This is a genomic window from Pauljensenia sp. 20925_1_25, assembly GCF_041433955.1.
Classification (GTDB): Bacteria; Actinomycetota; Actinomycetes; order Actinomycetales; family Actinomycetaceae; genus Pauljensenia.
Window position 1 is genome coordinate 1 of record NZ_JAPWCL010000017.1, and the last position, 24443, is coordinate 24443.

The window sequence follows — 24443 nt, forward strand, 5'->3', positions numbered from 1 at the left end:
AAGGGTTAGGGTTATAGGACAAAACGTGTTGGTTTTGTGGTGACTTTTCGGCTTTATCGCGCGGAAAAGTCACTATTTTAGTTGGTCGTGCTTGCCTCGTTCCTGGGGTTATAGGACACTGCGTGTTGCTGGAGGGTGGCGGTCTGCCCCGCTCGCCTTCCGCCCCGCGAGCTTTGCTCGGCGTGTCGGCTCGAAGCTCGGCCAAGCCCTCCCACAATACCTGTGGCCTACCCCCAACCAACACGTTTCGTCCTCTCGCACCTATACTCAGTAATCTCGCACGTAATTCCTCTGCGGCTCCTTCAAACATTGAATTTGCATCGTTGGAATTGCAACGTTTTCCCGCGGTCTCGAAAAATTACCGTCTTAAATTATGTGCGAAATTTGTCTGGGTCAGGCCTGCCATCGCCCGCCGTCGTCGCGGCCAGGCCCTCTCACCGCCTACGGGCACTTCGGCCTGGTCCGATAGCCGTGGGCTCTTCGGCACCTTCCATGCCAGAAGCAGTGGGAGTTTTGCAGCAGAAGCCTCGCCGCGGCGCGCCCCTAATGGTGCAATTCCCCCCGTTTGGTGGTGGTGAAGCTGGATCTCAGACTGGTGTGGTGCCCAAAGTGCAGTCCACCTCGGCGAATAACGGTAAAAATGGGGTGTTGTGGGCGAAGTGGTCTGTGTTTTGGGCACAACTCTGTGTCGGACATGGTGTGTGTCCGCCTAGGGCCTGCGCGCTGACTTGAAACGCCGAAATTGGCTCCAGGTAGCCCTGCTATCTCGCATCCCACACCCCGTATAGTTGAAGATTCAACTGTAGCCCCATAGGCTGAACCCATGAAATACTTCGGATTCCTGAGCTTCGGCCACTACTCGAACGGCGGCCGCCACGGCATCGCCGCCGCCGAGTCCCTTCACCAGGCGATCGACCTGTCCGTCGCCGCCGACGAGCTCGGCGTCAACGGCGCCTTCTTCCGCGTTCACCACTTCGCCCCGCAAGCGGCCGCGCCGATGCCGCTTCTCTCCGCCATTGCCTCGCGCACGAAGGCCATCGAGGTCGGAACCGGCGTCATCGACATGCGCTAGCGCATGTCTGAGTTATGGCGTTGGACGGAACACCTATTGCTTGCGGGCACGCGCAGCCCGCAGTCCGTTGGCGATGACGACGACTTCGGCGACCTCGTGCACGAGGACGACCGCTGCCAGGCCGAGCACGCCGGTGATCGCCAGCGGCAGCAGCACAGTGATGATCGCCAAGGACAGCACTATGTTCTGGTTGATGATCCTGCCGCCGCGGCGGGCGTGGCGCAGAGCCTGCGGGATGAGGCCGAGGTCGTGGCCGGTGAAGGCGACGTCGGCGGACTCGATCGCGGCGTCGGAGCCGGTCGCGCCCATCGCGATGCCCACGGTCGCCCTGGCCAGGGCGGGCGCGTCGTTGATGCCGTCGCCGATCATCGCGGTCGGCGACGTCTCCGAGAACCCGGCGACGATGCGAGCCTTGTCCTCGGGACGCAGCTCGGCGTGCACGTCGCCGATCCCGGCCAGCTTCGCCAGCGCAGCAGCGGTGCGGAAGTTGTCGCCGGTGAGCATGCTCACCTTGACGCCCTGGTCGCGCAGGGTCCGCACGACCTCGGGGACCTCGGGGCGCAGCTCGTCGCGGACGCCGATCGCCCCGGCCAGGAAGCCGTCGACGGTGACGAGCACGCAGGTCTGCCCCTCGGCCTCCAGGTCCTCGACCCGGGCCTTGAGCGGACCGGCGTCGATCCAGCGCGGACTGCCCACCGCCACCCTGCGGCCGTCGACCAGGCCACCGATGCCGTGCCCGGCCTCCTCGGCCACGTCCTGCGCGGCGGGGGTTCCCCGGCCCGCGGCGGCGATGGCGGCGGCGAGTGGGTGCGTCGAGTGCTGCTCCACGGCGGCAGCCCAAGCAAGCACCTGCGCATCGTCGAACCCATGGGCGGCGACGATGGCGGTTACCTCGGGCCGGTTGCGGGTCAGAGTGCCGGTCTTGTCCACGGCCAGGTGCCGGATGCCGCCGAGGCGCTCGAAGGCGGCCCCGCTCTTGATGACGACGCCGAACTTGGTCGCCGCGCCGATCGCGGAGACCACGGTGACGGGCACCGCGATCGCCAGCGCGCAGGGGCTGGCCGCGACGAGGACGACCAGGGCGCGGGTGATCCAGGTCTCCGGGTCGCCGAGCAGGGACCCGAGCACGCCGACGAGGACGGCGAGGACCATCACGCCGGGCACCAGCGGGCGGGCGATCCGGTCAGCGATCCGGGCTCGGTCGCCCTTCTCGGCCTGGGCCTGCTCTACCAGCTCCACGATCGTGGTCAGCGAGTTGTCGGTGCCCGCGGCGGTCGCCTCGACCTCCAGCACGCCGGCGCTGTTGATCGCGCCCGCCGACACTGCTTCTCCGGGCGCGACCTCGACCGGGATCGATTCACCGGTGATCGCCGAAGTGTCCAGGCTCGACCGACCCGAGCGGACCAGCCCATCGGTCGCGACCCGCTCGCCAGGGCGGACCAGCAGCACGTCGCCGACGGCGATCTCCCTGGCCGGGACCGAGGCGGAGGTCCCGTCACGCAGCACGGTCGCGGTCTCCGGCACGAGCTTCAGCAGCGCGCGCAGCCCGCCGCGGGCGCGGTCCATCGCCTTGTCCTCCAGGGCCTCGGCGATCGAGTAGAGGAACGCCAGCGCGGCCGCCTCCTCGACGTAGCCGAGGATCACCGCGCCCACGGCGCTGATCGTCATCAGCAGCGCGATCCCGAGCTTGCGCTTCACAACGAGATTCCGGATCGCACCGGGCACGAACGTGTACGCGCCCAGCAGCAGGCCCGCCCAGAACGCGACCAGCGCCGCGATGTGCAGCCCCGACCACTCCAGCGCCAGGCCGGTGCCGAACGCGACGCCGGAGAGGATCGGCACGACCAGGCCGGGATCACGCCACCACGGGCGCTCTGCCTCTTCTGCCTCGTCCGCGGGGCTGGTCGTTGGCTCGTCGCAGCCGCAGGCGGCGCTCACGAGGCGTCCCCCGAACTGCTCGCGGCGCAGCAGCCCGGCACCGAGCAGGCCGGGTCGATGCACGGCGCGCTCTCGTCCACGGCGAGGGTCACATCGACCAGTGCCGTCAGCGCCGCGGCCAGGTGCGGGTCGGCGATCTCGTAGCGAGTCTGGCGGCCCTCGGGCTCGGCGACCACGATCCCGCAGTCGCGCAGGCAGGTCAGGTGGTTGGACACGTTCGAGCGGGTCAGCCCCAGCTCGCGCGAGAGCACCGCGGGGTGGCTCGGGCTGTCGAGCAGGGACATCAGGATGCGGGAGCGCGTCGGGTCGGCCATGGCCCGGCCGAGCCGGTTCATGACGTCAAGACGCGAAGCAATGGTCAGCATGCACTGAACTATACAGTAGCTGCTGACCTAATGTCCAGTTGTCGCCGCTGCCGCACGCGCTGCGCGCGCTTGCCCTCGTGAGGCGTGATCACCTCTTGCGCCAGCGGGGCCACTTCGGCATCCCGCGGCCCTTCCAGGTCTCCACGAGACCCGCAACCCAGCGGACGGACGCGAAGACCCCGTAGCCGGCCCCGGCGAGGCCAGTGCCGACCACGAGCCACCGACCGATGCCGAGCCACACGCTCACGTCCACGTCCAGCGCCCACTGAACACCCGTGATGAGCCCGGCGATGCCCATCCAGAGACCGGCGACGACCATGGCCACCGGCAGGAGAACGAGGCACATCGCGGCGGCGGACCAGAGCTGTCGCGCCTCCAGCTTCGCCGTCGCGGCGATGATCCGCTCCGCCCGCGCGTTCGAGGCGTCGAGGCTCGCGGTCATCGTGGCCTAGGCCTCCCCGGCGACCTGCTCGACAGCCTTCTCGACCCGTTCCTCGGTGCGCTTCTCGATCCGCTGGACCGCGCCGCCGACCTGGCTCACGAGCTTCTGGTTCGCTGTGACCTGCGCCTTCAGACCCTCAATCGCCGAGGCTGCGCCCCTGCATGAGCAGTATCCGACGCAGATGAACCCGGGTACGCCTCTGCCGATCCTCCCGCACTCGCCGGGCCTGCGCAGCCGCATCTGGTACGGTGCTGCAACCAACGCTTCGGCGATCCAGGCGGCGCGTGATGGCGTGAACCTCATGAGTTCGACCCTGGTCTTCGAGCACGGTGACAAGCCTTTCGGGGACATTCAGGCCGATCAGCTGCGCGCCTACCGCCGCGCCTGGCGCGAGGCTGGTCATGACTGGACGCCGCGCGTGTCCGTGTCGCGCTCGATCTTCCCGCTCCTGTCCGAGCGTGACCGCGGCCTGTATGGGCTGAGCGCCTCGGGCGACCAGGTCGGCCACCTCGACTCGGGCATCGCCACCTTCGGGCGCACCTACGCAGCCGACCCCTCGACGCTCATCAAGCAGCTGAGTCAGGATCGCGCCCTCGCGGAGGCTGACACCCTCCTGTTGACCATCCCCAATCAGCTCGGATTCGAGGAAAACTGGTCGATCATCCGCAACTTCGCCGACTATGTTGCCCCCGCGCTCGGGTGGGAGCCTGCCCGTCCGGGTCTCCTCCCGACGGGCTACGACATCGACGAGGCCGTGGCTGAGTAACGGGGAGCGGGAGCGCAGTGGGTGCCTGAGCGTTCGTTCACGTGGGCTGCACAAACGTGACGTTACCAAGCGTCAGCGATCATGACTGAACGTCTGCGCCCTCGAGGAGCGCAGGCCCGCTAACGTCGCAAGCGTCAAGCCGGGGTGGGGGAGGGAGTCCCCACCCCGGTTTCACTTTCTGTGTGTGCTGTCCTACACTAATTGGACAGTATCCACGCAAGACAACGAGGTCTCTTCGTAATGGCTCGACGCTCCAAGGGCGCGGTGTCAATCAATCCGCGGTCCGCTCAGAATATGTCCACCCGACAGGCAGATTTCTCTAAGAAGAAGGGGAAAATCAGTCCAGTCAAGGCTTTTGGTGCTATTGGTGCGCTGATCTGCATCGTGGCATCCCTTTTTATTCAGCTGCCAGGCCTGGATGTGTCAGGCACTCGCATGTTCGGTATCTTCCTGGCGGCGATTTTGCTGTGGGTGACGGAGGCGGTGCCGCTCGCGGGCACGGCGGTCCTGGTCATTTTCCTGGAGGTCCTGTTCATTTCGGACCACGCGCTGCTGAGCGTGGGTGAGGGTGCCCCGGCGTACACGAAGTTCTTCGGGGCGCTGGCTAACCCGGTCATCATCCTGTTCCTGGGTGGCTTCATGGTGGCCGACGGTGCTGCCAAGTACAAGCTGGATCGCGCCCTGTCGGCGGTCCTCCTCAAGCCTTTCATGGGCAAGCCGCGCCTGACGGTTATGGGCGTCATGCTGATCACCGCGATTATGAGCATGTTCATGTCGAATACGGCGACCACGGCGACGATGTTCGCCGTCATGATGCCGGTCATCATGGCCCTGCCCGAGGGCAAGGCGCGCACAGGTATCGCCCTGTCGATCCCCGTGGCCGCGAACGTCGGCGGTATGGGCACACCGGTTGGCACGCCCCCGAACGCGATTGCCCTGGGCGCGCTGGAGAACGCGGGCGTCACAGTGACCTTCCTGCAGTGGATGCTCGCGGCCGTGCCGCTCATGCTGGTGCTTCTGGCCCTGTCGTGGGCGTTCATCGCGTGGCGCTACATCCCCTCCGATGCAAAGTTCGATATCGACACGTCGGCGCGCTTCGAGAAGTCCCGTAACGCGATCATCTTCTACTCGGTTGCGGGTCTGACGATCCTCCTGTGGATGACGGAGTCGCTGCACCACATTTCGGCCAATGTCGTCGGCTTCCTGCCGGTCGTCGTCCTCCTCATGACGAAGGTGATGAGCGGTGACGACTTGCGCGCCCTGGATTGGCCGGTCCTGTGGTTGGTCGCGGGTGGTATCGCGCTGGGATCGGGAGTGTCTGCGACGGGCCTCGACAAGTGGATGCTCGGTTCGATCCAGTGGGCCTCGATCCCCGGTGTCCTCCTGATCTTCGTGTTGGCCCTTGTGGGCTGGGTGACCTCGAATGTCATTTCGCATTCGGCGTCGGCGAACCTCTTGATCCCGATGGGTATGGGCCTGGCGGCGACGGTGTCCACGAGCGCCGCGGAAATCGCGATCGTCATCGCACTGGGCTGCTCGCTGGGCATGTGCCTGCCGATTTCGACCCCGCCTAACGCGATCGCGTACTCGACGGGCACGACCCCCACCCGTGAAATGGCGGTCGTCGGCATTGTTGTCGGCGTCGTCGGCATTATTCTCCTGGCGTTTGTGGCACCGCTGACCTGGGGATTTATCGGGGTGATGTGACGTGTCCATGGACGAGGCCGTGGTCGGCTCGGGCGCGAACGGTCGCCCCAGGCCGGGGCTGGCCCACGGGTGGACGCAGGGTCCCGCGCAGGAGGATGCCTCGGTCATGGCGCGCACGGATGTGCGCTGCGGAGGTCACCGCGCGGGGTACCCGATTCATATGCTGGTGATCGGTGACGATTCGCGGCATATCGCGGCCCCGGTAACCAGGGACCTGTCGCACGCGTTCCCGCGCTTGTGCCTGGATCGAGTGGACGGCATTGGGGACTTGGCGGCCTACGAGGCGAGCCTGCGCCCCGGCGATCATGTGCTGATGGGTCTGGTGACCTCGGAGGTTTCCGACATTGACGCGATGATCGAGTATGCGGCGTCGATTCCCGTGCTGACACGCGTGCAGTGGGTGGTCGTCACAGATAAGTCCGAGCATCGTGACCTCACGGGCTGCATGCAGTCGGGGGCGCTGTCCTCGGTGTTGAAGGCGCCGTGGACGGTGCCGCTGCTGGCGGGCCAGGCGTATTCGACGATGGTGCGTTACCTGAGCGGGTGCGGCTATTCGCAGCGCCAGATCCGCAACCTCATCGCGGATCCGCCGCCGTTCGCCGTCCAGGGTCCGCTGTTGGAGGGCCTGGACCGTGACGAGCGCGAGGTTGTCATGGAGCTCCTTGCGGGCGTCGAGCGGGTGCTCGGCCAGCGTCCGCGACTCATTATCCCGGAGGGGACGCAGCTGGTCACGCAGGGTCAGCCGGTGGGTGCCGTGTACCTGGTGCTTGACGGGCAAGTGTCCCTGCACAGGGATTCCCCGCAGGGCGAGGTGCTCGCGCACTTGGCGACGTCGGGCCCGCTCATTGGCCTGGTGTCGCTGGCCAGGGCGGAGGACGCGTTCTTCACGGGCGAGACGGCGACCGAGGCGACGGTCGTGCGCCTGACGACTGAGCAGCTCCAGATCGTCATCTCCGAGGACCCGTCGATTGGTGGAACCTTGACGGCCTTGGCGATTCGTTCGCTGACGCGCCGCCTCATGCGCGCCGAGGACCTTCACTTGCAAAACGCGATGCTCGCCGAGGACCTTGAGGCCCAGAAGGAGGCCCTGGCGGCCACCCTTGAGGACCTGCGCGCGACCCGCGCTGAGCTGGTCGAACGTGCGCGCTTCGCGATGCTCGGTGAGCTGAGCGCCGGTATCGCCCACGAGCTCAACAACCCGGTGACCGCCCTCGTGCGCGCCGCCAAACACCTGCACGAGGACGTCGATGCGGCCCTCGCAGCCCCAGCCACGGCCTCGTCGAGGGAGGCCATGTCCCGGGCGTTGACCGCGCCCCCGCGCTCCACGTCGGTCGAGCGCGCCCTTATGAAGGAGCTCCTGCCCGTCGTCGGTGACCGCACGCTCGCGCGTCGGCTCGTGCGCGCGGGGATCCAGGGGGCGGACGGTGCGCGCGCGCTCGCACAGATCCCGGGAGGCATCGACGCGTACGAGGCCGGGGCGCGCCTGGGTGGGTCCCTGCGCTCGGTGCTCGCCGCGGGTGATCGCGTCATCGAGCTCACCCAGTCCCTCAAGGGGTATGCACGCCCGGACGCCGAGGATCTCAAGCCTGTGGACGTGCGCGAGGGCATTGACGACGTGCTGCGGCTGACCGCCCACAGGGTACGGGGTATCCGCATCGACTGCGACTACGAGGACGTGCCGCTCGTGCGCGCGCATCCCGCGAAGCTGCAACAGGTGTGGACGAACCTCATCGTCAACGCGGCCGAAGCCATCGAAGACGAGAACGCCGACTTGATCGCGGCGGCGGAGGCGTCGGGCGGCGTGCCTGAGCTGCCGGCACGCGGCGAGGCCGAGGCGTTGATCCGCATCACCGTGCGGCCGACGCCCGAGGGAGTTGCCATCACCGTGTGCGATAACGGTCCGGGTATCGACCCGGGAATTGTTGACAAGATTATGGAGCCGCACTTCACCACTAAGGCGGGGCGCGTCCGATTCGGGCTGGGTATGGGCATGTCCATCGTCCGAAGCATTATCGCCGATCACGGGGGAACACTCGTGATCTGCTCTCACCCGGGGTCCACCACTATGAGGATCTCGTTGCCCACTCAACCACAAGAGGAGGAATCATGACCCTGACAATCCTGTCCCTCGAGGACGAGGCCGACGTGCGAGACGCGCTCGAGCGTGATCTTGAAGAGTTTTGGGACAAGATCCGGCTTGAGGTCGCCGAAGACGTCGACGACGCGTGGGCCGTGATTGATGAGATCGTCGAGGATGGGGACGAGCTGGCCCTGGTTCTCTCGGACCATCGCCTGCCCGGTAAGTCGGGTGTGGATTTCCTCGTGGAACTCATGCAGGATGATCGTTTCACCGCGACCCGAACGGTGCTGGTCACCGGTCAGGCCGACCAGTCCGATACGATCCGCGCGGTTAACCATGCGGGCCTGGATTACTACATCGGTAAACCGTGGGACCCCGAGGAGCTGCGCAACACTGTGCGCGACCAGCTGACGGAGTATGTCCTCGAGGCTGACATTGATCCCTTGCCGTACGTGACCGTGCTCGATGGTGTGCGTGTCATGGAGGCGATTCGCTGAGTGTGAGTGCGGGGCCGCCGCTCGACCGTTGTTGGTCGGGCGGCGGCCCCGCACTATGCGTCTGTGAGAGAGACGAGGCCGTGGTCGCGTTGCGCTGATGGGAGTGTTCGCTGGTTTCCTGGTGCTTGAACTCGGCGGATGAGGCAGAACCCCAGTCCCCGCTAGGGGGACTGGGGTTCCTATCAAGCGTTGCCTCTCAGAGCAACCCTTTTCCTGATTGAGGGTTTAATCAGGAGAAGAGGCCAAGAATGGTACCAACAAAGGTGAGGAACGCGTTGATAACTGCGGTGATCTGCTCAAACATCGCTGCTTCTTTCTTCTGGTCAGCTCCCAGTCCACCTGGAGGGCTTGGTTCGTCGAAATTTCGTCTCCGGAGGCCTTAAATATATCTAAAGGTGATCGCGTGGTCAAGTTTTACACCCGTTATCTTTTCGTGATTTTTAGCTGAGGGATTTGAGTTATTTCTTTCATTTCATACGAGTGTAGTTTTGTTATATTTACTCGTAATACGTACATTCGCGCTTTATTTGCGGGGTAAGTGTGGGTCGCGTTTTGCAGTTGTGGCAAGTGGTTGCAAAACCGAGCTAGAAGAGATGGTCGTCACTATATTCCTGACCAATAGGTCAGTTGAGCGTGATGTGCCCGGAATCTGCGTCGGTGCCCGCGCCTGGCATACGATCCGCTGAGGCTAGGTGAAGGGCCGCCACTCGACCGTGGATGGTCGAGCGACGGCCCTTCGTTATCGTGTTGCCAGTGGCCGGGGGATAGTGCGAGGCTGGCACTTCGCTGCCCGTCTCGCCCTATCGTCCCTTACCGGTGCAGGAGCAGCGCAGTGTCGATGGTGCGGCGAGGCAAGCGTGTCACGTGGTGCATGATGCGGGCGGCTTGCGCCCGATCTCCGTGCGCCTCGCGTAGCGCGGCACCAGCGAGCTGGTGAAGCTCCTCGTACCTGTGTGTCGTCGCGTATGACGGCTTGCGTCGGCTGGTGAAGAAGCGGGCCGTCGCCCACAGGAGAAAACCGACGAGGTAGGCAGCGAGGCCCACGCCGACGACGCCGAGAACTGCGGTGGTGCTCATCGCTCGTGCCCCGATTCGGTTGTTGCCCCGCGCGTCGCGGATGCCTCCCTCGTGGCGGAATCGGATGCCGAGGCCTCGTCCGGCTGGAACTGCGTGGTGCCCGGTCGGGATGACATCGGGTAGGAGTGTCTCGTGCCGACCTGTGGTGCGGCCGAACCAGGATGCGCCATCGGGTAGGGGCTGGAGGTGAGCGGGGCGGCGGGTTCACTGCACACGAGGATCTGGGCGACGTCGATGGGCAGCCCTGCGGCCGAGGAGACGTATCGGATCGTCGGTACGATCCCGATCATGGGGATGAGCCGGTGAATGTGCTCCATGAGCAGGGGTTCGTCCTGCCGGATGCGCTCGAGGTCGAACCCGTAGAGCTGTACCAGGCGCTCGCGCTCCATCTGGAGGTTCTTTTCGCGCACGCCCGTGACGACCGCGTAGAACATGGGCGCGAGCATCAGGAAAAAGAAGATGACGAAGAATACGACAAGGGTGAAGGGCAGTGCGTCGTTATGCATGATCGGTGTAGAGGGAGAGGAGGGTATTGATGGTGGCAGCGGGGAGCAGGGTCTTGCGGCGCAGCTCGCGGGCGGCTTTCGTGCGGTCGCCGTCCGTGTCGGCCAGGACTTGGCGTACGAGGGGGTCGAGCTGCGAATAGCGGGTGTTGAGAGATCTCCGCTTGAATTGGGTGCCAAGTGCCTTTCCGAGTGGCGACACAAGCACGATAAATATCATCATCATGATCATGAAGATGAAGAACAGTGTCGAGCTGGCTTCGTATGTCACGGGCGCGCCTCCTTCCAGATCATCCGCTCAGTGCGGTCCAGGTGTCACGCGTGGCGAACCCGTCTCGTACCGTGCGGTAGATGTATGCGCTACCACCATCCTATGGGCTATCGGGGCGCGGGTCTAGTTTCGGAGGAAGGCGCGAGAAACGGGAAAAACTTGCCCAGAACCTCCCGGTGGAACCTGCGATAACGCTGTCATAGTGGATGACACAGGGGTCGGAGCAGGCCTCGACGATGGTGAAGCAGCGGCCCAGGCTGTCAGCCTCTGGCACGCGGGTTGCCCGGATCATTACACATGGTAATGCCCTCGAAACCAGCGGCACCCAGCACCTGGAAGATGTCGTCGAGGAGGACCATTGGCTCGGCTGTGCCCGCCGCGAACTCTGGGTGGCGGATCTCGATGGCGGCCATGCCGCGAGGGTCCGAAACGGGTTCGGTGTCGAACTTCTCCGACAGCAGCTGGTTCGCTTCCTCCAGGTCGGCAGGGGAGCCGAACGCCCAGGTCACGGCCTTGTTGCCCGCGCCCGTGGGGGTGCGATGAATGTACATGCGGGTCATGAGGATGCGTCGACCGTGGCGCGGGAACACGTCACCCACGCGCATAAACAGGGCGATGTCGGCCAGCTCCCCACCCAGCGACGAATCCACGAGCGCGTACCCGTAGGCGCCGATACCGCGCAGGGTCAAGGCGTCCGCGAGAAGCCCGATGACCTCATCCCCGAAGGGCTCGGGCTGGAAGTACACGCCCTCGCCGACCTTCGGCGCATTCGGGCCGAGCAGTGTGATCTCGAAGCCGGCGTCCGCCAGCGCGTCCCGAACGAGCGCCACGTTGTGCTCCGGGAAGGGATGCAGCGCGGCCGCGTTCGCGGCGATGCGCTCGATGAACACGTAGGTGGAAAAACCAAGCTCAGCCATACATACATTGTAAGCGCGTGTCAAGCTCCGCATGCGACGAGGCCGTGGCACCCCGGGCGGTCAGGTGACCACGAGGGGAGACCACGGCCTCGTCAATGAAAACGGGTCAGCGCAGACACAGCCCCTGCTCGTGGAGAACCTCCATGATAGGAGAGACGTGCGCACCGCCCACGCCGATGTTCGTGGCGACCAGGTGCGAGAAGGACTCGAGGCGCGACCCCGAGCGCAGGTCGTAGTACTCGGTGACCTCGCGGTCGTAGTCGGCGAGCGTCTCGGAATAGGATTCGACGCGCGGGTACGTGTTCTGTGCGGTCATGACAGAGCGGGGCATGCGCGGCTTCTGGCCGGGCTCCTGGTCCGGGTGGCCGACAAGCAGGCCGACGATCGGGAAGGTCAGCTCCGGCAGCTCCAGCGCCTTCACGACGGTGCGCGGATCGGCGAGGATCGAGCCGAGGTAGACGGTGCCCAAGCCCATCGACTCGGCGGCCACGACCACGTTCTGCGCGGCCAGGAGCGCATCCTCAAGGGCCGTGAGGAATAGGTTGATCGACCCCAGGGCCTCCGAGGAGATACCCTGCTCGGCGCGGATGCGGCTGTTGCGGTACAGGTCGGCCACGAAGATGAACAGATCGCCCTTCGTGCCGCCCACGTAGGGCTGGCCGGAAGCGGCGCCGATCGCCTCACGCACCTTGGGGTCGGTGATGTGCAGGATCGTGCAGGACTGCAGGAACGAGGAGGTGGCGGTGTGGCGGGCCACGTCCATCAGCGTGGTAACCTCGGCCTCGGTGAGAGGCTGATCCTTGTAGGCGCGGATCGTGCGGTGGGCGAGCTGGCTCGCAATCGTCTCGTTTGTCATGCGTTCATTCTACGATTGGGTGCGTGAAACAAATAGATCCCTTCGGACCTTTTGCGCTGGCAGCAAACGTCACGCCCGTCGCCGTGCCCTCCCCGGCCGGCGAACTGAGCGGCCTGCTGACCGGCCCGAGCGCACCCGCCCTCGTCGACGGTACCCCCGCGATTTCCGCCGCCTCGGCCCCGGACGCAGCGGGGGAGAACCGCGCGCTCCTCGTTCCCGGCTACACGGGATCCAAGGAGGACTACGCGCCCGTCCTGCCCTTCCTGGGGAAGGCGGGCTGGGACGTCCTCGCCTATTCGCAACGAGGCCAGGGCGGGTCCGCCGCGCCCGCCGGCCTGGGTGCGTACGGGATGAGCGACTTTGTCGGTGACCTCATCGCCGTCGCCGAGGCCTGGGCTGGGACCACGGGGCGCGTGCACCTCGTGGGACACTCCTTCGGCGGCATCGTCGCGCGCGCGGCAGTCGTCGCCCGGCCTGACCTCTTCGCCTCCGTCACCCTGTTCTGCTCGGGTCGCGTCGTCTACGACTGGATGAACACCCTGCCGATCCTTGACCCCCTGCCCACGGGTCCCGGCGCGCGTGAGCAGGTGCTGCGCGCCTACTTCCCCGACATGAACTTTGACGAACCCGGCGTCGGATGGGCCGAATTCCAACGTGTTCGCGCACTGGACACGGCCTCGGAAAACCTGGTCGGCATCGCCCGTATCCTCTCCCAGCTGCGCCCCGACACCCCCGCGCTGGCGGCCACGGGCGTGCCCGTGCACGTGCTGTACGGGGATCAGGATGAGGTGTGGCCGCCCGCCTGGTACGCGGAGGAGGCCTCGGATTTGGGTGCGCGAGAGAGTGTCATCCGCGGTGGCGCGCACAGTGCACAGCTGCAGTTCCCGCAGCAGTGGGCGGATCTCGCGCGAGCATTCTGGGTGGACGTGGAGTCGGGGGCGCTGGTCTGGTCCCTGTGACGCGTGTGTACGTTGTCCCAAAAGCTGGCATCGTGACGCATCGTTGTAAGGTCCGCTGCCTATGATGGAGATATGAACAAGCGTTCCATCCTCACCGCAGTGCTCGCACTCGGCCTGGGCGTCACCGCCCTGACCGGCTGCTCCGACAACACCGGCGCCAACTACGTGACGCCCAGCAACGTCGAGACCATCCAGAACACCATCGCCGAAATCGGCGACCAGGGTGTCAAGGTCCCCGAGAAGCGCGACCTCAAGGTCACGCTGCCCGAGTCTGACAAGGCAGCCGACTACAAGGTTGAGGTCTCTGACCCCGAGACCCTCTCCGTTGGCAAGCCCGAGAAGAACGTCATCACCCTGCATCCCCTCAAGGTGACCGGTGAGGACGCGGACCCCGTCACCGTCACCGTTACCGACAAGGACGGTATCACCACCGACTTCAAAGTGACCGTGACCGAGGGCGCCAACTGATCTGGCACTATTGACACTGACCCTGTGAGGGCCCGGGATCGCCGCGATCCCGGGCCCTCACATATTGACACCCAATCGGGGTGCCTCACAGAGCATCGATAAACTCCCGCAGGGCACGTAGCGGCAACACCAGGTGGTTCTCCGCTCCGGGGCAGGGAACAAAGTTCGAGGACTGGTTAAGGTAGAACTCGCGTGCTCGGTCGTTAGCGCAATGGACGAGGAGCGCAGTGAATCCGACGTCGTTGCTCAGTCGATAGGTCCGCAGGAGGGCATCTGTGAGCAGGGCTGCGCCGATGCCTCGTCCTTGCGCGCGCAGATCGACGGCGAGGCGCGCAAGGAGGAGAACGGGGCATGGGTCCGGACGTCGTCGCGGCTTGAGAGACTCTGGGAGTTTGATGCGCTCCACGGATCCCGTGGCAAGGGCGTAAAACCCTAGCGTTTCCGGCCCCTGCGTAGCGACGAAGACGCGCGCGCTACCGGTCGCGTGGTGCTGCCATGCGAATCGGTGGAACCAGTCGTCGATCTCGGGGATCCCCGATTGGAAGCGTGATCGGTCATCCCTCCGCTCAAGGGGGCGAGGCTCCTGCAGGACTGTTGTGTACATCAGTGGTCGGAAGCGTTTGGTGCACTCAGGTTGATGTGAGTGCCGAAGGGCGAGGGGCGATCAAAGAGTTTGCGCAGCTTGGGGTCGTCCGTCGGTGAGGCCTCAAGGATTTCTTCGAAGCGGGCGTGGTCCTCTTCGTTCAGTATGAAGAAGCGCTGGTCGGCGAGACGCCGCTGTGCCTCCAATGTGGCGGCGGAGAGAACGAAATCGCTGATGCTGCGGGCGTCCTGTTCGGCCGCCCGACGGATGAGCGCGTCCTGTTCTTCGGTAAGACGCAGATCCAGGCGTCGTGTCTTTGTGCTGCTCATGTGAGCCTCTCTTTCGTCTGTACGGAAGTTATCCGTACATGGGCTAGCGTAGCATGATCCGGTGCCAGAGTTAATTGGCTCTTCGCATTTAAGGGTGTAGGAGGTGTCGGAGTGGGCCGGAGTGGGCCGGAGTGCAGGTGGTGGCGTGGGCGGCGTGCCCATCCCGCCGCCAGTAGGGCCCAGGTGCGCATGGAGGGGTGTGGCGGTGAGTGGTTCGGTGTGCCAGTTCCGCGTTTGTTCTTGTTTGTTGGGGCGCTGCACCCGATCCGTAGGCAATGCACCTCTTCTGTTCGGGTGCACCGCCACGTAACGGGTGCACCGCCACGTAACGGGTGCAGTGCCCCCGTGCTTGTGGCGGTTGTGGCGGCTGTCGGGGTTGCGGGGGTCTTCTGTGCTTGAGTTGTCTTCCGCTTGGGTTGTCTTCCGGGCTTGGGGTGTCTTCTGCTTGGGTCTTTGTGGCGCCTCATGTTGTGGTTCCTCAGACATGTCGCACGCAATTCCCCGACATGTATTTCAAACGTTGAAATCGCACCGTTGGAATTGCAACGTTTTGGGGTGCTGCACAAAGTTCGGGTATCCGAATTGCGTGCGAGTTTTGGTTGATGAGGCTCCCGAGGCGAGCTCCTGTGTTCGGTCGTCGTCCCACGACACTGTCCACAATCCCCGGGACGCTTCGAACACCACCCCCACACCCCAAAATGCGAAGAGCCAGTTAATTTCTTTTGTGTCTTTACAAGTGATGTGCGACATGCTGTTATGACACAGGCCCGGACTGGTTCACGACCAGTCCGGGCCTTCCCGTATTGATGAGGCGTCAGCGCAGGATGCGCGCCAGGAAGTCCCTGGTGGCCTGCTCGCGCGGGTCGTCGATCACCTGCTCCGGTGGGCCCTGCTCAACGATCTGGCCGCCGCGGAGGAACACGACGCGGTCGGCCGCCTGGCGAGCAAAACTGATCTCGTGCGTCGCCATGAGAATGGTCGATCCCTGAGCCTTGATTTCGCGCACGAGGTCCAAGACCTCGCCGACGAGCACCGGGTCCAGCGCAGCCGTGATCTCGTCCAGCAGAAGCAGCTCCGGGTTCGTGGCGAGCGCACGGGCAATCGCGACGCGCTGCTGCTGGCCGCCCGACAGGCGATCCGGATACTCCTTCGCCTTATCCTTCAGCCCGATGCGGTCCAGCAGCTCCAGGCCGCGCTCGTGCGCGCGGCCCTTCTTCCAGCCGTGCACCTTGCGGGCCGCCAACGTCACGTTATCCAGCACCGACATGTGCGGGAACAGGTTGTAGTGCTGGAACACCACGCCGATGCGCGCACGGATCTTATCCGCGTTCGCGCGCGGATCCGTGATGTCCTCGCCGCCCAAAAAGATCTGCCCGTCATCCACCCGCTCCAGCAGGTTGGCGCAGCGCAGCAGCGTCGACTTTCCCGAACCCGACGCGCCCAAAAGGACCACGACCTCGTGCGAAGCGACGTCCAGGTCCAGGCCGCGCAGCACGACGTTGTCGCCGAAGCGCTTGACGACGCCCACGGCACGCAGGACCGGGGTGGCCGACCGAGCGGCGTGCGCCGATGCCTCGTTCATTTCGATAACCGACATCAGACGGTACCTCCCATCTGCTCGCGCTTACGCAGCCGGGCCGTGTACCAGTCCGACAAGCGAATAAAGGGGAACGACAAAACGATGAACAGTAGGCCGGCAACCACGTACGACGTCATGTTGTAGGTCTTGGCCTGAACCATCTGCGCCGAGCGGATCGCGTCCACCGCGCCCAAGACCGAGATCAGGCCCACGTCCTTCTGCATCGAAATGAAGTCGTTCATCAGCGCGGGCGTCACCTTGCGGATCGCCTGCGGCACGATGATCATGCGCAGCGTCTGCCCGTGAGTCAGGCCCAGCGAACGGGCCGCGTAACGCTGGGATGGGTGCACCGAGTCGAGGCCGGCGCGCAGCACCTCGGCCACATACGAGGAATACGTCAGCACCAGCGCAACAGTGCCCAAAACAGCGGTCGGGATACGCGTCGTCGGATTGAGAGCGGGGATACCGAAGCCGATCAGGTAGAGGACCACCAGGAAAGGGACGCCTCGGAAAATATCCGTGTACGCCGCCGCCAGGAAACGGATCGGGAAGAACACGGGCCCGCCCAGCGTACGCGCGGCCGCCAGCAGCGTCGCGAACACGGCGACGCCGAGGACCGCGACCAGCAGGATCCGAATGTTCAGCCACAGGCCGGACAAGACCTGCGGGAAAGCCTGAACGAAGTACTTGCCGTTGAAGAAAGTGTTGCGGGTGGCCTCCCACCCGTCGGAGTTGACGACCACGGCGATGAGGATGCCCGCCACCACGATCGTGGAGGCTAGGGAGATGAGGACCGACCGGGTCGTCTGCTTGCGTCGATAAGCGCGCCGACCACGCTCCACCGCTGAAACGGGAGGCGTGGCCAGCGCGTCACTCGAGTAGTCACTCATGAGCCCGGGGCCTCACTTGAGGATCGGCACGTTCTGTGCCTCGTTCAGCCACTTCTCCTGCAGCTCGTCGAGCTTGCCGGACTCAGCCAGGCGATCAACAGCTGCGGAGACCGTGGGGGTCAGCTTCGAACCCTTGGGCAGGACGATGCCGTAGTTCTCGCCGTCCTGGGCGTCCGCGAACTGGCCGACGACCACACCGTTGTCAACCTGCGTGGCGATCATGTTGAACGCGGTGGGCAGGTCAACGACGATCGCGTCCACGCGGCCCGTCTGCAGGGCTAGAACCGTGTCGTCGGAGGAGTTGAACATCTGCAGCTTCTGGGACAGCCCGGGTTCCAGGGTGTCGGACGCGAACTGCTGCGACGTCGTGCCCGCCTGGACGCCGATCAGGACGTCCTTCAGGTCCGCGATAGACTTCGCATCGGCGGCGGGGGTGCCGGCCTTGGCGATGATGGCCTCGGAGGTCGTGTAATACGGGGACGTGAAGTCGACGGCGTTACGACGCTCGTCGGTGATGGAGAACTGCTGAATGTTCAGATCCCAGTCCTTCGCACCGGGAGTGATCGACGATTCGAAGGTGGCGCGCACCCACTGGACGTTGTCCGCGTTGTAGCCGAGTTCCTCGGCTAGGGCGTAGATGACGGCCGACTCGTAGCCTTCGCCCGAGGCCGGGTCGTTGTTCAGGATCCACGGCGAGTAGGCGGGATCGGAGGTGGCGACGGTGAGCTTGCCTTCCGTCACGGTCGGCAGGGCACCGGGGCCGTAGGTCTGCTCGGCGTCGGCGGAAGACGATGAGCTCGTACCGCCCGAGCAGGCGGCCAGGCCGAGGGCCGCGAAGGCGGCGACGGCAGCGAGGGAACGGACAGAGCGGCGCATGGGGCCTCCCAGTGACGTGGGGGGATCCCGCCGTGATCGGCGGGTCTGACCTGTTGAGAGTATCGACGCTCCGACGGGCATGCTGGCGTCGTTTCAAAGCACGAAACAATGGAACAAGGTAGGGGAGAGGAAACGTTGCAAGTGCGGGGAAAACAAACGATAGGGGAATGGGACACAGTGACGCGCAGATGTGGAAAGGGACCGGGCCGCGTGGGCCCGGTCCCTTTCCGTCAGGTCACTTCTGGAACTTGTCCTTCAGACCGGAGGCAACCTCGGTCGCCTTGTCCTTGGCGACCTCAACGATCTTCTCGACGTTCTCTTCGCCGATCGTTTCCTTGGCCTTCTCGAAGCCCTCTTCAGCCTGCTTCTTCAGATCTTCCAGACCCATGTGTCCTCCTTAGAAAAAACCGCTCGAATGTTCCGGGCGGATGCGATCATCCTAGGGGTGTGTGCACGTGAGTGCGCTGTGAACGGGTGGGGCGCGAGACCTATGGCGTTAATCAGCGGGGACACGTCGGTTATGCGACACTCCAAACGAAGAGAAAGATCCGCTGAACGGCAAGGAAACGACAGGGTCAGCGCGAGGCCGAGTAGCGCACGCGCCCGGACACGACGGTCTCGACGACGCGCCCGGCGCCGTGGCGGGCGACGGTGTCGATGGTGTCCACGATCGAGGTGACGGGCACGTCGACGACGCACATGTCGGCGACCGCGCCCGACTGGAGCTGACCCAGGCGGTCGGGCCCCATCGCCAGGCCCATCGCGGTAGCACCGCCCAGGGTCGCTGCCTGCAGGAGGCGGCGCGCCAGATCCTGATCCTCATACCCCTGAGCTCGCGCCAGATCGAAGAGGAGAGCGACGTCCTCAAGCAGGTCGAGGGAGGGGGAGGATGACAGGGAGTCCGTGCCCACTGCGATCATGTTGCCCTCGGTGAGGTAGGCGGCGACGGGCGGTGCATCCAGGCCGATCACCCGATTCGAGCGCGGGCACAGTGCCACGGCCGTCTGCCGGGCGCGCAGCCGTCTGCGGTCGTCGGCGCGCATGTACACGCCGTGTGCGACGTGGCAGTCGGGTCCGAGGACGCCCAACTGATCGACAAACTGCGTCGAGGAGAAGCCGCCGCCGCGTGAACGCATCGCCGTGAACGACGAGGAGTGCTCACTCTTCCACAGGTCGGCCAGGGCGGTTGTGCGCGTCTCAGACCATTCGGCCTCGGAGTGGGACTCGCCCAGGTGAATGTGGATGCGCATGCCGCGACGCCTCGCCATGTCGGGCAGGTCCAGCAGAGGCTCGGCGTCGAGGGAGTAGGGGGCGTGCGGGGAAATACCCACGCCCGGAGGGGTCGGCATCGCGTCCAGAGAAGCGGAGACCTCGCGCTCGCCGCGAGCCTTCCACTCCTCGTTCGACCAGCCCATGACCTCCCAGTAGGCGACGCCGTGCAGCCCAGCGTCGTGCAGCGCCGAGGCCGCGGCGGCGTCCGTCACCACGTCGGCGGCAGCGGTCGTGCCGCTTCCTAGGAGCAGCCGCGCGCCTTCGGCTGCGTCGCCTCCCCAGTCCAGGCCGCCCGCGTCGTAGACCTCGTCGAAAGCGCGCGCCCAACTGTCGAAACCGCGGTACTGCCCGGCTCCCACGGACGCCATACCCGTGTACTGCAGGTGCGTGTGCGCATTAACGAGGCCGGGGAGCAGCACGCCGTCGAAGTGGCGTTCGGTGAAGGAAAGGCCACGCTGCGTGAGCGTGTCGATAACCCAGCCGCGCGCTCCCACGTGCTCGATGCGCCCGTCGCGCACGGCAACAGCGCCGTCGAGGATCGAGGGGGCGGTGATTGGGATGACCATGCCGGCGGACCAGACGACCACGTCGCTCATGGGGGACCTTTCGGTGGGGGACGCTGACTAACAGTGTAGGAGTGGGGCGGGCGCGCCCGCCCGCAGGTGGGCGTGAGCTGCGACTATGACAGGGACAGCGCACGCAGCGCAGCCGCCGCGACCGCGTCGTCGGCCTCGCGCGGCAGGTCGTGCACGCCGGGGGCCAGCTCGCTGCCACGGGTGAGGAGCTCGCGCAGGGACGCCAGCTGCACGCCGAAGCTCATGTCCATGATCTCGATGGGGTTTCCCTCACCCGCCGTGTAGTTGATACCCTCCCCGCGCTCGAGGACGCGCAGCGTCTTACCGGAGGGGCTGGTGAGGGCCTGCACGTGGGGATCACCCGACTCGGCCATGATCCAGGAGGCGGCCACGGCCTCGTCGATGGACACCTCCCCGTCGACGCCGCCGGCGACCGTGACGATTGCGCCGTCCGGAGCGGCCTCCAGCGCGCTCAGCGGGATTGTCGCCCGCTCGCCCGTCGCGGAAATCAGCATGCCCGCGCTCGGGACAGCATCCTCCAGCGAGGCAACCGTGAAACCGTCCATCGACGCCTGCAAGGCGCGCACGGGATCCAGCTCCACGACGGTCACGCGGGCACCGAGCGCCGCGCCGAAACGCGCGCAGCCGCGGCCCACGTCGCCGTAGCCGATGACGACGACGCTCATCCCCGCCACGGGCGCGCCTCCGCCGCGCGGGTCAATCAGGTCCAGGATCGTCGTCCAGCACGACTGACCCGTCCCGTAGGCGTTGTCAAACAGGGTCTTTGACCGCGCATCGTTCGAGGCCAGAACCGGAATGCGCAGGTCGAAAGAACGCAGGGGGCGCAGCCCCGAAGTGGTCTCCTCCGCCGCGCCGACCAGCGCGTCCAGAACGCCCGGGCAGCGTTCCGTATCGTGCGCCAGGCGGATCAGGTGAGAGCCGTCGTCCAGCAGGAATTCGCTGCGCTGAGCCAGGAAATCGCGCGCGAGCTGCCACTCTCGCTCGCGGGATGCGCTCGAGTCCGCGAACACGGGGATGCCAGCGTCGCGCAGCCTGGCCGCGACGTCCTCGCGGGTTTCCGACGCCCAGCCGAAGACGCTCACGCGCGCCCCGGCCTCGGCGAGCATGAGGGCCAGGGACGCCGTCTTCGGCTCCAGGACGAGAGAAAGCCCCACGCTCCTGCCCGCAACCAGGGGAGCCAGGGTGCGTGCCGCCGCCTCGGTGACGGGCATGTGGGTGCGCGCCCACTCGATGCGCCCCTCGTCGCCGGGACCCGTGATGGTGCGCCCGTCGGGGGCGACGACCGCCCGGAAGGTGCCTCCGGGAGCCAGGACTGTGATCGCCCCGAGCCTGGGGGTCGCGTCCTCCTCGAGCGCGAACACGACCGGGGGCGAGGCCGGGGTTCCCTCGGCGTCCGACAGCGGGCCCACGTACGCACCGAACGCGCGCAGCAGGGCGGCCAGCGTCGGGTCGTCCGTCGCGAAGGAACGCCCCGCGATGAGCATATTCGTGGCCCGCGCGTAGGCGCGTAGCAGCAGCTGAGCGGCGAGGGGATCCAGGACGGCAGTCATGCGTCAAACGTAGCAACTGCGGTACCTGCGCGTCCCCGCGAGTATGCGCGAGGACTCCTCGCGGGTATACAAAAGGGACCGGGCCCTGCGGCCCAGCCCCTTTCGTCAGATCACTTGCCGAGCTTGTCCTTGGCCTTGTCGGCAACCTCTTCAGCCTTGCCCTTGGCGGCGTGGGTGGCTTCCTTGGCCTTGTCCTTGGCCTCGCCAGCCAGTTCGGTGAGCTTGTCCTTGGCTTCCTCGGCCTTCTCCTTGGTCGCGTCGACGACCTTCTCGATGTTCTCTTCAGTCTGCTTCTTCAGATCTTCCAGACCCATGGTGCTCTCCTTGGAGTAATGCCGTTCTGACAGTCAGAATGGACAAAACCGATCCTATCGGTCATATGCCCATGTGTCGTGAGGTGTGGGAACAAAATTCCACATGCCGATAAATGATTGACATAGTGCCGTGGGGAGGGGAGATTTCCGCCGTCTCTGTCGACGTGTCGGGGGACTCTCAGGGGGCAACCAGGGCAGCCCCTCATGGAAGTGAGATGTGCCTCGGGAATAACGTGGAGGCATGACTGAGAACAACGCGGGCCTGGTGACCCGAGCACTAACGAAGACATACATGCGCGGAAACACTCCCGTCCACGCGCTGGCGGGTGTCGACCTGACGCTCCCGCAGGGCACGCAGGTCGCGATCATGGGTCCTTCCGGCTCCGGTAAGACGACCCTCCTGCATTGCCTGGCGGGCGTGCTGCGCCCCAGCTCCGGGTCGATCACCCTGGATGGCGAAGAGATGACGACCATGTCGGAACGCGCCTTGTCCACCCTGCGTCTGCGCCGCTTCGGCTTCGTGTTCCAGGACGGCCAGCTCCTGCCTGAGCTGCCCACGCAAGAGAACATCGCGATGCCCCTCATGCTGGCGGGCACACCCAAATCGGAGGCTATCGCTCGGGCTCGCGAGATCCTCGCGAACCTCGGCCTCGACGGTGCCGGCCCCTATCGCCCCGGCCAGCTCTCGGGCGGCCAGGCCCAGCGCGTCGCCATCGGTCGTGCGCTCGCCACCAACCCCTCGGTGATTTTCGCCGACGAACCCACGGGAGCCCTCGACCAGGCGACCGGCGGCGAGGTCATGTCCCTCCTGACCAGCGCCTGCACCTCCACGGGCGCATCCCTCGTCCTCGTCACCCATGACCCGGCGGTCGCCGCGCGCCTGCCGCACACGATCCACGTGCGTGATGGCCGCGTTTCCCTCGAGGGACGAGGCAGTGGCGCGCCCAGCCCGGCCCCGGCCTCGTCGGGAACGACCCCGGGTGCCTCCACGGTGGCCGGCGTGGCGGGCCAGGGGGTGGCCCGATGAGCGCGGTGCGCACAGCCGCCGGGGCGCTCCTGCGGTCGCGCGACCGGGCGACGAGTGCCCTGACGGTCGCGGCCTTCGCCCTGCCGCACGCGTTCCTGCTCGCGGTGACGGGCGGCGTCATGGCTTTCGGGGCGCGGGCGGCCGAGGCTGCGGCCTCCGGCACGGGCGACGATCCTTCGACCCTGGATGGGATGGGACCCTTCTACGTGATACTCGCGTACTTCGCGGCGACCCTGCTCATCGTCCCTATCATTTCGATGGGGGCTGCGGCCGCGCGCCTGGGCATGAGCAGGCGCGAGCGCGACCTGGCGGTCCTGAGGCTCATGGGCCTGGCACCTGGGGCGACGAAGCTCGCCTGCATCCTTGAGACCTGCGTGTTCGCGGTCGTCGGCGTCGTCGTCGGTTCGATCCTCTACGCGGTCACGCTGCCCGCGTGGGGTGCCCTGTCCTTCCAGGGCCGCCCGATGGGGGCCGGTGAGATGTGGGTGGGAGTCATCGCCCTCCTCGCCGAGGGCCTCGCCATGATCCTCCTGGCCTCCCTGTCCTCATGGCTGGCCATGCGTAAGGTCGCCATCACGCCCCTGGGCGTCGCGCGGCGCGACCGTGCCGACCGGGTCAGCGCGGTTGGGCCGATCATTGGCCTGGTCCTCCTCCTCGTGTGGCTGACCGTCGGTGCCCTCGCGATGAACCTCGGCACCGCCATCGGCATGGCCGTGTTCATGGGCTTCATGGGCGCGATCTTCCTCATCATCAACCTGGTGGGCGTGTGGTCGATCAGCCTCATGGGCCGACTCATGGCCTCCATGGCGCGCACCCCCCAGATGATGGTGGCGGGGCGTCGCATGGCCGACGATCCGCGCGCCGTGTGGCGCTCCTTCGGGGCGGTTGCCCTCGTTGGGTTCCTCGTCGGCATCATGTATCCGGCCACAAACGCGATTTCGATGAGCGGGGATGGCATGGACGAGGTTGGGCGCATTGTCATCGGCGACATCAACAGGGGCATGATGCTCACCTTCGCGATCACCCTCGCCCTGGGTGCCGTGTCGACCGCAGTCAACCAGTCGATCCGCGTCCTCGACTCCGCCGACCAGGTGCGCGCCCTGTCCTACATGGGCTCCCCGAACGGCTTCATGGACCGCAGCCGCCGCCTCGAGGTCGCGATCCCCGCGTTCGTCATGATCGTCGGCTCAATGCTGCTCGGCATGGTGTTCCTGTCGCCGCTGCTCGCGGCTGACGGAGCCAAGGGTGTCCTCGTCGCCCTCGCCTCGGCGATTGTGGGCGTCCTGCTCATCGTCGCTGCCTCCGAGGCGACCGTGCCCCTGCGCCGCCGCATCCTGTCTAGCGTGCGCGAGGGACGCGAGTAACGCGCTGCGTCCTTGTGCCGAATAACCGGCCACGGCCTCATCCCCCTATCGACGAGGCCGTGGCCGCCCGAGCGACGATCCGCACAATTGCAGTGTCAAACCCCGACGGTGAGCGTCTGGTCGGTCATACCATGGAGCTGTATCG

24 protein-coding genes and 2 pseudogenes are annotated in these 24443 nt (G+C 65.8%); 9 read left to right on the top strand and 17 right to left on the bottom strand.

Annotated features, from left to right (window positions below; all coding sequences use genetic code 11):
- Positions 1 to 823: 823 nt before the first annotated feature.
- Positions 824 to 1069: pseudogene (locus O3932_RS07875) on the top strand (LLM class flavin-dependent oxidoreductase); the annotation flags it as partial.
- Positions 1070 to 1105: 36 nt separating this feature from the next.
- Here the strand turns inward: O3932_RS07875 and O3932_RS07880 are convergent.
- The 3 genes and pseudogenes from O3932_RS07880 to O3932_RS07890 all read right to left on the bottom strand — a co-directional run bounded on the left by O3932_RS07880 (position 1106) and on the right by O3932_RS07890 (position 3916).
- Positions 1106 to 3010, bottom strand: a complete 1905-nt coding sequence (locus O3932_RS07880) for a heavy metal translocating P-type ATPase (protein WP_371537526.1) — start codon at positions 3008 to 3010, stop codon at positions 1106 to 1108.
- A complete protein-coding gene (locus O3932_RS07885; protein WP_003780589.1) occupies positions 3007 to 3375 on the bottom strand; it encodes a helix-turn-helix transcriptional regulator in 369 nt (122 codons plus the stop codon). The genes O3932_RS07880 and O3932_RS07885 overlap by 4 nt, the downstream gene beginning before the upstream one ends.
- An 88-nt stretch (positions 3376 to 3463) precedes the next feature.
- Positions 3464 to 3916: pseudogene (locus O3932_RS07890) on the bottom strand (hypothetical protein).
- A 202-nt stretch (positions 3917 to 4118) separates the two neighbouring features.
- Between O3932_RS07890 and O3932_RS07895 the strand changes: the two are divergent.
- The 4 genes from O3932_RS07895 (at position 4119) to O3932_RS07910 (ending at position 8867) form a co-directional block, all read left to right on the top strand.
- Entirely contained in the window at positions 4119 to 4583 is a 465-nt protein-coding gene (locus tag O3932_RS07895) for a hypothetical protein (RefSeq protein ID WP_371537528.1), read from the top strand.
- A 294-nt stretch (positions 4584 to 4877) separates the two neighbouring features.
- Positions 4878 to 6290, top strand: coding sequence for a DASS family sodium-coupled anion symporter (locus O3932_RS07900; RefSeq protein WP_371537530.1), 1413 nt, complete (start codon positions 4878 to 4880; stop codon positions 6288 to 6290).
- A gap of 7 nt (positions 6291 to 6297) precedes the next feature.
- Positions 6298 to 8400 (top strand): sensor histidine kinase, encoded by a 2103-nt coding sequence (locus O3932_RS07905; RefSeq protein WP_371537597.1) that lies wholly within the window; start codon positions 6298 to 6300, stop codon positions 8398 to 8400.
- Positions 8397 to 8867, top strand: a complete 471-nt coding sequence (locus O3932_RS07910) for a response regulator (RefSeq protein WP_009647416.1) — start codon at positions 8397 to 8399, stop codon at positions 8865 to 8867. The genes O3932_RS07905 and O3932_RS07910 overlap by 4 nt, the downstream gene beginning before the upstream one ends.
- Before the next feature lie 810 nt (positions 8868 to 9677).
- Here the strand turns inward: O3932_RS07910 and O3932_RS07915 are convergent.
- The 5 genes from O3932_RS07915 to O3932_RS07935 form a co-directional block, all read right to left on the bottom strand.
- Positions 9678 to 9944, bottom strand: coding sequence for a hypothetical protein (locus tag O3932_RS07915; RefSeq protein WP_009648429.1), 267 nt, complete (start codon positions 9942 to 9944; stop codon positions 9678 to 9680).
- On the bottom strand, positions 9941 to 10450 hold the full coding sequence (locus tag O3932_RS07920) for a hypothetical protein (RefSeq protein WP_371537532.1): 510 nt from the start codon (positions 10448 to 10450) through the stop codon (positions 9941 to 9943). The genes O3932_RS07915 and O3932_RS07920 overlap by 4 nt, the downstream gene beginning before the upstream one ends.
- A complete protein-coding gene (locus O3932_RS07925) occupies positions 10443 to 10718 on the bottom strand; it encodes a hypothetical protein (RefSeq protein WP_371537534.1) in 276 nt (91 codons plus the stop codon). The genes O3932_RS07920 and O3932_RS07925 overlap by 8 nt, the downstream gene beginning before the upstream one ends.
- Before the next feature lie 260 nt (positions 10719 to 10978).
- Positions 10979 to 11635 (bottom strand): hypothetical protein, encoded by a 657-nt coding sequence (locus O3932_RS07930; protein ID WP_299239252.1) that lies wholly within the window; start codon positions 11633 to 11635, stop codon positions 10979 to 10981.
- A gap of 106 nt (positions 11636 to 11741) precedes the next feature.
- Positions 11742 to 12491 (bottom strand): NADPH-dependent oxidoreductase, encoded by a 750-nt coding sequence (locus tag O3932_RS07935; protein ID WP_009648431.1) that lies wholly within the window; start codon positions 12489 to 12491, stop codon positions 11742 to 11744.
- Positions 12492 to 12514: 23 nt separating this feature from the next.
- Between O3932_RS07935 and O3932_RS07940 the strand changes: the two genes are divergently transcribed.
- Both O3932_RS07940 and O3932_RS07945 read left to right on the top strand, forming a co-directional pair.
- Entirely contained in the window at positions 12515 to 13450 is a 936-nt protein-coding gene (locus tag O3932_RS07940; protein ID WP_371537536.1) for an alpha/beta fold hydrolase, read from the top strand.
- Between the two features lie 72 nt (positions 13451 to 13522).
- Entirely contained in the window at positions 13523 to 13918 is a 396-nt protein-coding gene (locus O3932_RS07945) for a hypothetical protein (protein WP_009648428.1), read from the top strand.
- Between the two features lie 85 nt (positions 13919 to 14003).
- On the opposite strand, the gene O3932_RS07950 is transcribed toward O3932_RS07945, so the two are convergent.
- The 9 genes from O3932_RS07950 to O3932_RS07990 form a co-directional block, all read right to left on the bottom strand.
- A complete protein-coding gene (locus tag O3932_RS07950; protein WP_371537537.1) occupies positions 14004 to 14522 on the bottom strand; it encodes a GNAT family N-acetyltransferase in 519 nt (172 codons plus the stop codon).
- The gene (locus O3932_RS07955; protein ID WP_371537539.1) at positions 14522 to 14830 is read right to left on the bottom strand and encodes a DUF1778 domain-containing protein; all 309 of its coding nucleotides are present in this window, start codon (positions 14828 to 14830) and stop codon (positions 14522 to 14524) included. The genes O3932_RS07950 and O3932_RS07955 overlap by 1 nt, the downstream gene beginning before the upstream one ends.
- An 814-nt stretch (positions 14831 to 15644) precedes the next feature.
- Positions 15645 to 16427, bottom strand: coding sequence for an amino acid ABC transporter ATP-binding protein (locus tag O3932_RS07960; RefSeq protein WP_371537541.1), 783 nt, complete (start codon positions 16425 to 16427; stop codon positions 15645 to 15647).
- Positions 16427 to 17299 (bottom strand): amino acid ABC transporter permease, encoded by an 873-nt coding sequence (locus O3932_RS07965; protein ID WP_009648433.1) that lies wholly within the window; start codon positions 17297 to 17299, stop codon positions 16427 to 16429. The genes O3932_RS07960 and O3932_RS07965 overlap by 1 nt, the downstream gene beginning before the upstream one ends.
- A 12-nt stretch (positions 17300 to 17311) precedes the next feature.
- Positions 17312 to 18175 (bottom strand): ABC transporter substrate-binding protein, encoded by an 864-nt coding sequence (locus tag O3932_RS07970; protein WP_371537545.1) that lies wholly within the window; start codon positions 18173 to 18175, stop codon positions 17312 to 17314.
- 235 nt (positions 18176 to 18410) lie between these two features.
- Positions 18411 to 18563, bottom strand: coding sequence for a hypothetical protein (locus O3932_RS07975; RefSeq protein WP_009648419.1), 153 nt, complete (start codon positions 18561 to 18563; stop codon positions 18411 to 18413).
- Between the two features lie 187 nt (positions 18564 to 18750).
- The gene (locus O3932_RS07980) at positions 18751 to 20043 is read right to left on the bottom strand and encodes an amidohydrolase family protein (protein ID WP_371537547.1); all 1293 of its coding nucleotides are present in this window, start codon (positions 20041 to 20043) and stop codon (positions 18751 to 18753) included.
- An 83-nt stretch (positions 20044 to 20126) separates the two neighbouring features.
- Positions 20127 to 21593 (bottom strand): adenosylhomocysteinase, encoded by a 1467-nt coding sequence (locus O3932_RS07985; protein WP_371537550.1) that lies wholly within the window; start codon positions 21591 to 21593, stop codon positions 20127 to 20129.
- Positions 21594 to 21703: 110 nt separating this feature from the next.
- A complete protein-coding gene (locus O3932_RS07990; protein ID WP_009648420.1) occupies positions 21704 to 21907 on the bottom strand; it encodes a hypothetical protein in 204 nt (67 codons plus the stop codon).
- 241 nt (positions 21908 to 22148) lie between these two features.
- On the opposite strand from O3932_RS07990, the gene O3932_RS07995 reads away from it, so the two are divergent.
- On the top strand, positions 22149 to 22934 hold the full coding sequence (locus tag O3932_RS07995; protein ID WP_296502640.1) for an ABC transporter ATP-binding protein: 786 nt from the start codon (positions 22149 to 22151) through the stop codon (positions 22932 to 22934).
- On the top strand, positions 22931 to 24298 hold the full coding sequence (locus O3932_RS08000; RefSeq protein ID WP_371537553.1) for an ABC transporter permease: 1368 nt from the start codon (positions 22931 to 22933) through the stop codon (positions 24296 to 24298). Before O3932_RS07995 ends, O3932_RS08000 begins: the two co-directional genes overlap by 4 nt.
- Positions 24299 to 24443 lie beyond the last annotated feature (145 nt).